Raw genomic sequence first — 10,084 nt, forward strand, 5'->3', positions numbered from 1 at the left:
GGGCACGAGAGGCGCGGCCGGGCCGGGTCGCGCTGCGCCCGCCTCAGGGCAGCACGGCGATGGCCTCGACCTCGACGAGGTAGCCCGGCGCGGCCAGCGAGGTGACCCCGATCCAGGTGCTCGGCTGCTGGAGCTCGACGCCCAGCGTCGCGGCCGCCCGCTCGCGCCCGACGACGAACTGCTCGGCCTTGGCCTCGTCGAGGCCCACGATGTACACGGTGACCTTGGCCAGGTCGGCCACCGTCGCCCCGACGGCGTCGAGCGCCGCGGCGATGTTGAGGTAGGCCTGCTCGGCCTGCGCCGCGACGTCATCGGGGCCCACGAGGTTGCCCTCGGTGTCCCAGGACACCTGCCCGGCCAGGTACACGGTGCGCGAGCCCTGGGTGTCGGCGACCTGGTGGTGGACGTCGACCCGGTTGACCCGCTCGGGATGGATTAGCTGCACGGTCATGGTCTTGCTCCTCTCTAGACAGGCATCGTAAACATAACACTGCAATGTTATGCTATCGCGGCGCGAGAGGCTACGTGGCGATGATCACCGTGCTGCACCCTGTCCCGCTCGGAAACACGGTTTCGTACTGTGAGCTGGGATTTCGCTGCGCGATCAGCGGGGCGGCTGCTGGTGCTCCGCCGTCAACTCAGTGGCCGGCCGCGGTGGGGTCACACCGATCGGCTCTGGCTCCCGCGACCTGGTGATGGATCTGGGGGAGCGCATCGCCGGGCTGCGGTTCTTGATCCAGATCGGGATCCGCTCTTCACCTCCGCATCGTCAGCGCCGGGCACCTGCGGCGCGCCTGTCCCAGTCGTGGAGCTTGTCGGGGTTCACGACCAGCCATATCCGGGTGAGCACGTCGCTGCGCGCTTCGGTCGCGACCACGGCCACGGTGGCGCCGTCGATGCGGATGAGGGCGCCGGGTCGTCCGTTGACGTCCTCTTCGCGGAGTTCCATGCGTGGTTGTTTGCGCAGCAGGCCGAGGAACAGACGGGCCGCCTTGCCGGCGCCGACGATCGGGCGCCGCCCCGCGTGCGCCTTCCCTCCACCGTCGGTGTGGACGATCACGCCGGGATCCAGCATGGTGATCAGGGCGTCGAAGTCTCCGCACTCGCAGGCTCGCTTGAACGCCGAGATGAGATCGCGGTGCTGCTGGGCCTCGGCCATTGGGCGTGTCCGTTCCCCTGCCAGTCTCCGCCGCGCGCTGACGGCGAGCTGGCGGCAGGCCGCCGGGCTTCGGCCGACCACCTCGGCGACCTCTGTGAAAGGCAGGCGGAAGACGTCGTGCAGCACGAACACGACTCGTTCCGCGGGTGTGAACGATTCGAGGACCACCAGCATGCCCATGCTGACGGACTCGTCCAACGTCACCCGGTCGACAGGGTCATCCAGCCCGTCCACGACGCTGGTCCACACCCCGAGGTCTCGCACCGGCTCGGGAATCCACTCGCCCACGTAATGTTCCCGCCGCGCCCTCGCCGACGTCAGCTGATCCAGGCAGATCCGCCCGGCAACTCGCGTCAGCCAGGCGAGGGGCGCTCTGATGTCGCGCCGTGCCTCCTCGGGCATCGTGTACCAGCGCGAATACGTCTCCTGTACGACGTCCTCGGCGTCGTGGGTGGAGCCGAGCATCCGGTACGCGAGCCCCAACAGGGCCCGCCGGTCGGCGGAAGCCGAATGGTCAAGGGCCCACGCCCCCTGCCGCACATCGTCCTTCATGCCTCTATGACGATGTGGCCGGCGTGAACGTGAGGACGTGGGCCCGGCACACCGTCATCCACGGGCCGCGTCATCGTGTCCGCCTTGTGTCTGGCGGAGGGTCCTCGTGCCCCCGCCATGCGCGGAGTTTGTCAGGATTCATCATGATCCACACGTCCTGGATGCGGTCGTCGCAGGTGCGCAGCATGACGACCGCAGCCGTGGTGCCGCCCACGCGGACGACGAGCCCCGGCCCGCCGTTGATCGACGCTTCCACCAAGGTCACGTCGGCCTGCCCGCCGAACAGGCCGACGACGAAACGCGCGACCTGGTCAGCGCCGGTGATCGGTCGGAGAGGGGCGCGTACCCGGCCGCCGCTGTCCGTGATCACGGTGACGTCGGGAGCGAGCAGTACGGTCAACTCGCCGACCCCGTCCGTCCCCTCGCAAGCCCTCTTGAACGCCTGGACGATGCGGTCATACCGGTAGGCGGGCACCCGGGGCGTCATCGGTCCGCTACGGGGCGCGCGTTCGCCAGGGTGACGGGATTCGGCCAGGAGGAGCGGGCTCACACGCGCCCCGCTCAGCCGTTCGAAGCACAGGCGGCTCGCGACGCTGGTGAGCCAAGCGGTAGGCCAACCGACCTCGTCCTGCAGATCCTCCGGCATCGCGTACCAGCGGGCATAGGTCTCCTGTACTACGTCCTCGGCGTCCCGCGCCGAGCCGAGCAGACGCTCAGCGACCGCACCCAGCAGACGCCGCTCGCCCACGATCGTGCTGATCCCCACGTCGGACCAGCGCCCGGGTCGGTCGGGCTCAGACATGACGGACGGAACGATGGCGGACATGCTCGGCCCAGTGGTAGGCACCGGCCCGGCGGCGCTCCTGACCCAGGATCCGGCGGACGTATCGGCTGTCGAGCTCGTTGGACCAGGAGCCGAGCCCGTCGTCGAGTACGGTGCCGCGGGGCGTGTCGTCGACCGCCCGGATCTTTCCGGCGAGGCGGTCGGCCGACACCACGGTCACGTAGCCGCCGCACCGAAGCCGGACTGCCCAGGGTTGTGTGACGTTCATACCTCTACGACGACGTAGGGGCGTTCCCGTGTGAGGCGGACACCGCAGGGATCAAGCAAGAGCGGAGCCGACACGCTTGCGATGTCGACCGTGTCAGCTCGCGGAGCCTGATCGCTTGCTTCGCCTCGCTCATGTGATCGCTTCTGGTCCGCTCGACTGAGGCAAGTGGTGCAGCCGAGCAGCCTGAAAGTGGACTAGTTCACTGGTCCGTTTCCCACCTAGCGTCGATGGCATGGATCTCAAAGGAAATTCCGAACTCACTCTGCTTCTTGACGGGACGCCGCTCAAGCTTCCCGATCCCGCCCATGCGATGACTGTGCTCATCGAGCTGCCGCCCGGCGACCTCGGTTCCCCGCCGCACCGGCACTCGGGCCCGGTTTACGGCTACATGATCGACGGGGAGATGATCTTCGAGCTCGAGGGTGAGCCGGAACGGGTGATCCGCGCGGGCGAGGCGTTCTGGGAGCCCGGTGGCGACGTCATCCACTACCAGGCGGCCAACAACCTGTCCGACCGGTGGAGCCGGTTCGTCGTGGTCATGTTCTGCGTGTCCGGTGAGCCGATGCTCACCTACGTCGACGACGAGGAGCTCGCGGCCCGCCGTGACCGCCGCGCTCCCCGTTCGTAGTGAGGGCGACCGGCATGCGGATCTTCCTCGCGGGAGCGACAGGAGTCATCGGCCGGCGGGTGGTGCCCCGGTTGGTCGCCGGGGGGCACCAGGTCATCGCCCTCACCCGGAAGCCCGACCGGACCGCCACGTTGCGCGCCTTGGGCGCGGAGCCGGTGGTGGCCGACGTCCACGACCGCGCGGCCATCGCCACCGCCGTCAGAGCGGCTGCCCCCGACATCGTGATGCATCAGCTCACCGACCTTGCTGCGGGTGACGTCGTGGCCAACGCGGCACTGCGCAGGGAGGGCACCCGTAACCTGGTCGATGCGGCACTCGCCGCCGGCGCTCGCCGGATGGTGGCACAGAGCGTCGCGTGGTTCTACGAGGCCGGCGACGAGCCGGCCGATGAGACGACGCCGCTCGATCTCGCCGCACCGGGGGAGCGCGGAAGCAGGGTGCGGAGCGTGGCGGCGCTGGAGGCGGCCGTTCACGAGATGCCTGAGTGGGTCGTGCTGCGCTACGGGATGCTCTACGGCCCCGGGACATGGCATGCGCCCGACGGCCTCACCGCGGACATGGCGCGGGCAGGGAGATTGGCCGCCGACGACGAGGTGGTCTCCTTCGTTCACGCCGATGACGCCGCCATCGCGGCAGTGCAGGCGCTGACCTGGCCTGCCGGCCATGCGGTCAACGTCTGCGACGACGAGCCGGTGTCGGGCCGGGAGTGGGTGCCCGCCTTCTGTGCGGCCGTGGGTGCACCACCTCCGCCGACTGCGGACCCCGGCCGGCCCGGGTGGGCGCGCGGCGCGGACAACCACTACGCCCGCAAGCACCTCGGCTGGGTGCCGAGGTATCCCTTGTGGCAGGACGGCTTCGCGGCGTTCGCCGGTGGCACCCCTACCGGCTTGTTCCGGACGGCCCGCTAAGCAGCGAGACCAGCATGTCGAGCGCCTGACGCCAGGCGTGCTGCGGCGGTGTGGCGTAGCCGATGAGCAGGGCGGCGGGCCGCTCCTCGGCCATCGGGTACCAGTAATCCGCCGTGTGCAGGCCCTGCAGGAGCAGGCCCGTGCGCTCCGCCGTGGCGACCAGTTCACGTTCGGCGGCTTCCGAGGCGACCGGCAGTAGCGTGTGCAACCCGGCGGCGACGCCCGTGAGCGGCGTGTCGATGACCACCGCCAGCCGTTCGGCCAGCTCGTGGCGGCGCCGCCGGTAAGCCAGCCGGGCCCGCCGTACGTGCCGGTCGTAGCTCCCACGGGAGAGCAGGTCGGCGAGCACGAGCTGGTCGATCACCGGGGGCGTCGAGCCGGTCTCTCGCACGGTCTGCAGCAGCGGGCCGCGCAGGGGAGCGGGCACCACCAGCCAGCCGAGCCGCGCCCCCGGTGCCAGGGTCTTGCTGGTGCTGCCCGCGTAGATCACCCGGTCGGGTGCCAGCGCCTGCATCGCGCCAACCGGCTGCTGGTCGTAGCGGAACTCGCCATCGTAGTCGTCCTCGATCACGTAGGCGTCGTTCCGCCGGGCCCAGTCGATGAACGCCGAGCGCCTCCCGGGCGCCAGCACGACGCCCCACGGGTGCTGGTGGGCGGGAGTGAGCAGCGCGAACCCCGCGCCGTCCGGCAGGCGCGCCGGATCGGAGCCAGCGGTGTCCACCGGCAGCGGCACAGGGTCGACCCCCGCCGCGGCCAGCAGTTCGCGGTGCACCGCGAACCCCGGATTCTCGGTGGCCGCACGCCGGGTGCCGAGACCGCGGAAGGTGCGCGCGAGCAGCGCGAGCGCCTGAGTGAACCCAGCGGTGATCACCGTCGATCCGGGGCTCGCCCACACTCCACGGGTCCGCGAGACGTATTCGGCGACGGCCGAACGCAGCGCGGGCATGCCTGCCGGATCGGGGTAGCCCATCTGCTCGGACTCCATCGCCGACATCACCCGGCGGACGCCGGCAACCCAGTCCGCGCGCGGAAACGTGCTGACGTCGGGCCGGCCGGGCCGCAGGTCGCCGAGGGCCGTGCCGCGGAGCTCCGGAGGACCGTGGTCGGCGGCCTCGCTGGTGCCGGACTCCGGCAGCACCTCGGCCACCCGGGTGCCGGATCCGCGCACGCCTGTCAGCCACCCCCCGGCGATGAGCTGCGTGTAGGCCTGGACGACCGTGCCCCTGGACAGGCCGAGGTCGGCGGCGAGGCTGCGGGTGCCGGGCAGCCGGGTGCCCGCGGTCAGTCGTCCCCGCCGCACGGCCTCGCGCAGGGCGGTCTCCAGCGACCGCCCGACCCCGCGGTCGCCGGTCAGGTCGAGATGCAGGTCGAGCCCTGACCTGAAGTCAGCCTGGTCATCGTCCGGCGAGCCTCGCATCGACCGACCTCCTTTGGCCTCGCCTCTTATCCTCAGTGTCGCCTTCATCGCCCTGAAGTGACCGTCGGCTCACGGCGCTCCTGCTGCGCGGGCGCCAGCCGTTCGTGGAATCCGCCGTCCGGGGACCGCGTGATGATCCCCGTCTCCACGCCGCGCTCGGCCACGAGGTGATCCGTACGCTGAAGCGCGAGGCAGATCCAGCGAGTGCCGATGAAGGCGATGACGGGGCCGATGACCACGGCGTACCTGAAGAAGATCGTCACCATTTCGACGGTCAGGTGGAACTGGTGGGCGATCTGGTCGTTGGCCGAGGCCGTCCACAGCAGGCCGTAGAACGTGACGCCGGCGACCGCGATGGCACTCTTCACCGGGGTGTCGCGTGGCCGGTCGAGCAGGTCACGCGCGAGCGTCTCGCGGGTCATGCGGCTCGTGGCCTTGGGGCGGCCCAGCTCGTCCCGGCGACCGCGTCGCGAGACGAGGAAGCGCTCGGCCGCCGGGTAGGCGGCCAGGGCGGTGAAGAAGACCCCAGGCACCACCAGTGTGGGGACGAGGACCGCGAGGCTGAGCGTGTAGTCGCCGAGGGTGAGCTCCCACCCGGGCATGATCCGGAGGGCGCCGTCGAGAAATCCCATGTACCAGTCGGGAACCGAGCCCGCCGAGCTCTGCGTCGGCGTGGCAGGGCCGTACAGCCATATAGGGGCGATCTGGAAACCGAACCCGAGGATGATCAGCATGCCGATCGTCGCGAGCGCCATCGCCGGACCTGCGCTCCGCCGCGCCGGCATCGTGGCGATGAACCGGGAGTGGCCGTGCCGCCGCAGGAGCAGTTCACGGGCGATCAGCAGCGCGGCCATGACGACCGCGATCAGCAGGTGCCCCCCGTACAGGACCGGAATGACCCGCTCACCGGGGAAGTCCGGGCCGAACAGCAGCGAGAACACCCAGGGTCCCACCACGGGGACGGACTGCACCACCGACATGATCAGCCACAGGCTCCCACCCGACAGCAGGTCGTCCGGCAGGGCGTTGCCGCTCTCACCCGCGGCCATGCCCAGTGCCAGCAGCGTCACCCAGATCAGCCACTGCCTCGTGCGCGGGCGGCGGAACGCGCTGGTGAGGAACATGCGCAGCAGTTGCACCACGACGGCCGCCATGAAGACGAGCGCCGCCCAGTGGTGCATCTGGCGGATGAGCAGTCCGCCGCGCACCTCCAGACTCAGATGCATGGTGGAGTCGAAGGCCTTGCTGACGAGGAGTCCGCGTAGCGGACCGTACGAGCCGTCATAGGTCACCCGGGCCATGCTGGGGTCGTAGAACACCATCAGCACCGCCCCGGTCACCGCCAGGACGACGAACGACCAGACGGCGATCTGCGCGAACATGAACGACCAGTGCGAGAACTGAAATGAGCGGCGCTTGGCCGGCAACGAACGCATGTGGTCCCCCTGACCTTGCCTCATTCACATGACGAAATCGGGCCGCTCGGTGTGACGGCGATGACGCGTCGGCGACGGTGATTCGCGTCACCGCCATCGGGCCGTGGTCGAGGGCTGAGGCGATCACGTCTGTCTCTATAGGGGCCTTTCCGCGTGTGGCTTCGCTCACAGTTCGAGGTGAATCATCACACCGGCCCCGTCCCTGTCGTCGAGACAGTCGTAGCCATCAGGACTCCTGGCCTGCTGCAACGGCTGGGAGCGATCGGGGAGGTCATCGATGCAAGCAACGAAGTTCCGCAGTCTCGCCCTCGGGGCGGTCGTGACGGCGACACTGGCCGCGGGAACGCCGCTCGGCGCCCAGAACAGCAGCGAACAGCCGGTGACCGCGCAGCGACCTGCGGCGCGGGCACATTCGGTGACCAGTCCCAAGGGCGCGGGGGAGCTGGTGTCGGCCAAGGCCGTCGCCGCCCTCGACCCGGTGCTGGCGTCGGTGGCCGGGCGGGCGGATCGGATCACCTATCGCTCCCGGTCGCTGGACGGTGCTGACATCGTGGTCAGTGGGGTGCTCCTCAAGCCGAAAGGCAGGGCGCCCAAGGGAGGCTGGCCCGTGGTGTCGTGGGGACACGGGTCCTCCGGCACCAACGACCAGTGCGCTCCGTCCATCACGGCAAACAAGGACGGCAAGGTCGACCTGTACGGTTACAGCGGTTTTCTCGTCGAACTGCTCAAGGCCGGATATGCGGTGGCCGCGACCGACTACGAGGGCCTGGGCACCCTTGGTGAGCATCCCTACATCGTGGCCGACAGCGAAGGCCGTGGCATGATCGATGCCGTTCGCGCCGCGGTCCAGGCCGAGCCCACGCTGTCGAAGTCGTGGTTCGCCGTCGGGCATTCCCAGGGTGGGCAGGCCGCCATCGCCGCCGGGGAACTCTCCAAGACCTGGGGCCGGGGCCTCGATTTTCGGGGCACGGTCGGACTGGCACCGGTGACCAACGTCGGTCAGGCCTACAACTACGGTTCGCCCAGCCCTGTGGACCGCGGCTTCTATCTGCTGGCGCTGCAAGGGTTGAAGACGCTGCACCCCAGCTTGCGGTACGACGATTACCTCGGCGACCAGGCCATGCACATGCTGCCCGTGGCCGAGAAGGAGTGCACCGCGAAGATCTGGGAGGACTTCTCCGCCGACCTCGGCGACAAGCTGAACGACTTCCAGTTCACGCCCCAGACCCTGGAGGCCGCGCTGAAGTTGCAGCCCTTGCTGGACGCGCAGAGTGTGCCTCGTGGGAAGACTCCCGGCCCGATGCTGCTGCTCCAGGGTGATCGGGACCCGTCCATCAAGATCGCAGTGACCGAGCAAGCGGTTCGCAACGCCCGCGCATTCGGCACCGCGGTCAAGTTCCGTGTCTATCCGGGCAAGGACCACTACTCCGTGCTGACCCCGCACAACGAAGGCGGCGCGGCCACTGACGTCGTCAACTGGCTCAACGGCCACAAGGGCCGATGACGGCTAGGCAGGGCAGACAGGTCGGGGAAGTTCAACGGTTCCGTCCGTGAGCGCCGACTCGTTCACCACCGTCCGCGACGGCGAGCGTGACGCCATCCACGGTGAGGGTGAGGACATCATCCTGTGGCCGCTTCTCCTGGAGCGCGGCGGACGAACTGCCTGGGCACTGCGGGGTACGGACCGGTTTTTGTCTTGGATGTGGGATGAATGCGGTGTACAGCCGCATAACCTCTGTAAACCGGGAGAAACAGTGATCTCGGTGGTGCGCCCACGTGAACCGTGGAAGGGGGGCCGTCGTGCCACGCGACTGGGGGCAGGCCGCCCTCCCCCTGAGTTCGATCTTCGACGAGCGCGCCGCCGTGCTGCTGGACGATCGCGTCACCTTGATGAATCTCGCGTTCAGAATGCTCGGCTCCACCCACGACGCCGAGGACGTCGTGCAGGACGCCTACGCGCGGTGGTATGCCATGTCCGACGAAGCACGGCGCGCCATCCGCTCGCAGACCGCCTGGCTCGTGCGGGTGACCAGCAGGATCTGCCTGGACCAGCTCACCTCGGCCCGGGCGCGCCGTGAAAGGTACGTGGGGGACTGGCTTCCTGAACCGCTTCCCGGCGACGCCCGGTGGGCGAGCACCGCGAGAACCCAGCAGGGCGATCCCGCCGAGCAGGTGACTCTCGACGACTCCGTCAGTATGGGCGTGCTCGTCATGCTCGAATCCGTAACCCCTGCCGAACGGGTCGCCTTCGTCCTGCACGTCGTCTTCAACCTGCCGCACACCGAGATCGCCGACATCGTCGGGCGTACTCCGGAGGCCTGCCGCCAGCTCGCCGCCTCGGCCCGGCGGCACCTCCAGCGCGACCGGCGCCTCGCCGTCAATGCCCAGCAGCATCGCAGCATCGTCTCCGCCTTCAAGGACGCCTGCGAGCATGGCGACTTCGATACCCTGATCAGCCTGCTCGACCCCCAGGTCAGCGTTCGCACCGACGGCGGCGGAAAGGTTCGGGCGGCCCTGCGCCCGATCGCCGGCTCCGAGAAGGCGGCGCGTTTCTTCCTCGGCCTGCGCCGGAAGAAATTCACCCAGGAGATCACCGAAGAGAGCGTCAACGGCCGCCCCGGATTGGCCACCCATGCCAACGGCGAAATCAATGGCGTCATGGCCATTGCCGTCCGCAACGGCCGCATCACCGACATTTGGCTGATAGTGAATCCGGACAAACTCCATGTCTGGAAAGGCTCCAACCGCTGAGTACGAAGCGCTGAAATGGCATCCCGGACCACTTCCTTGTCGGCGCCGGGAAACGTACATGGTCGGCGCGGCCTCTAACAGCCCGGTCCCCATCGCCCAGGCACTGAGGTGATCTCAGGGAAATAATTCGGGACGATGAGGGATGTTTGGGACGCCTATGGGGGCGTTTCGGGCCTTTCGG

General features: G+C 69.0%; 10 protein-coding genes. 4 read left to right on the forward strand and 6 right to left on the reverse strand.

Translation table 11 applies throughout. The features are described 5' to 3' along the window. Nucleotides 1–43: 43 nt before the first annotated feature. The 4 genes from ACTMTF_RS48155 to ACTMTF_RS48170 form a co-directional block, all read right to left on the reverse strand. Nucleotides 44–451 carry a RidA family protein gene (locus tag ACTMTF_RS48155; RefSeq protein ID WP_441116815.1) on the reverse strand — a complete coding sequence of 136 codons (408 nt, stop codon included), beginning with the start codon at nt 449–451 and terminating at the stop codon, nt 44–46. Nucleotides 452–769: 318 nt separating this feature from the next. Beyond that, nucleotides 770–1,711 carry an RNA polymerase sigma factor SigJ gene (sigJ, locus tag ACTMTF_RS48160; RefSeq protein ID WP_441116816.1) on the reverse strand — a complete coding sequence of 314 codons (942 nt, stop codon included), beginning with the start codon at nt 1,709–1,711 and terminating at the stop codon, nt 770–772. Between the two features lie 70 nt (nt 1,712–1,781). After that, nucleotides 1,782–2,513 carry a sigma factor gene (locus tag ACTMTF_RS48165; protein WP_441116818.1) on the reverse strand — a complete coding sequence of 244 codons (732 nt, stop codon included), beginning with the start codon at nt 2,511–2,513 and terminating at the stop codon, nt 1,782–1,784. After that, nucleotides 2,506–2,763, reverse strand: coding sequence for a hypothetical protein (locus tag ACTMTF_RS48170; RefSeq protein WP_441116819.1), 258 nt, complete (start codon nt 2,761–2,763; stop codon nt 2,506–2,508). Before ACTMTF_RS48170 ends, ACTMTF_RS48165 begins: the two co-directional genes overlap by 8 nt. A 232-nt stretch (nt 2,764–2,995) precedes the next feature. On the opposite strand from ACTMTF_RS48170, the gene ACTMTF_RS48175 reads away from it, so the two are divergent. Both ACTMTF_RS48175 and ACTMTF_RS48180 read left to right on the forward strand, forming a co-directional pair. After that, nucleotides 2,996–3,391 carry a cupin domain-containing protein gene (locus ACTMTF_RS48175; RefSeq protein ID WP_441116820.1) on the forward strand — a complete coding sequence of 132 codons (396 nt, stop codon included), beginning with the start codon at nt 2,996–2,998 and terminating at the stop codon, nt 3,389–3,391. 14 nt (nt 3,392–3,405) lie between these two features. Then, nucleotides 3,406–4,299: an NAD-dependent epimerase/dehydratase family protein gene (locus tag ACTMTF_RS48180; protein ID WP_441116821.1), complete on the forward strand. Its 894-nt coding sequence runs from the start codon at nt 3,406–3,408 to the stop codon at nt 4,297–4,299. Here ACTMTF_RS48180 and pdxR read toward each other — a convergent pair. Next, entirely contained in the window at nt 4,271–5,716 is a 1,446-nt protein-coding gene (gene pdxR, locus ACTMTF_RS48185) for a MocR-like pyridoxine biosynthesis transcription factor PdxR (protein WP_441116822.1), read from the reverse strand. The genes ACTMTF_RS48180 and pdxR overlap by 29 nt on opposite strands. A gap of 44 nt (nt 5,717–5,760) precedes the next feature. Further along, the gene (locus ACTMTF_RS48190; protein ID WP_441116823.1) at nt 5,761–7,152 is read right to left on the reverse strand and encodes a cytochrome b; all 1,392 of its coding nucleotides are present in this window, start codon (nt 7,150–7,152) and stop codon (nt 5,761–5,763) included. Nucleotides 7,153–7,429: 277 nt separating this feature from the next. On the opposite strand from ACTMTF_RS48190, the gene ACTMTF_RS48195 reads away from it, so the two are divergent. Together ACTMTF_RS48195 and sigJ (ACTMTF_RS48200) are read left to right on the forward strand one after the other, a co-directional pair. Beyond that, the gene (locus tag ACTMTF_RS48195) at nt 7,430–8,656 is read left to right on the forward strand and encodes an alpha/beta hydrolase family protein (RefSeq protein ID WP_441116824.1); all 1,227 of its coding nucleotides are present in this window, start codon (nt 7,430–7,432) and stop codon (nt 8,654–8,656) included. 296 nt (nt 8,657–8,952) lie between these two features. Beyond that, entirely contained in the window at nt 8,953–9,903 is a 951-nt protein-coding gene (gene sigJ, locus ACTMTF_RS48200; RefSeq protein ID WP_441116825.1) for an RNA polymerase sigma factor SigJ, read from the forward strand. Nucleotides 9,904–10,084 lie beyond the last annotated feature (181 nt).

Source organism: Nonomuraea sp. ZG12, assembly GCF_052068115.1.
GTDB lineage: Bacteria > Actinomycetota > Actinomycetes > Streptosporangiales > Streptosporangiaceae > Nonomuraea.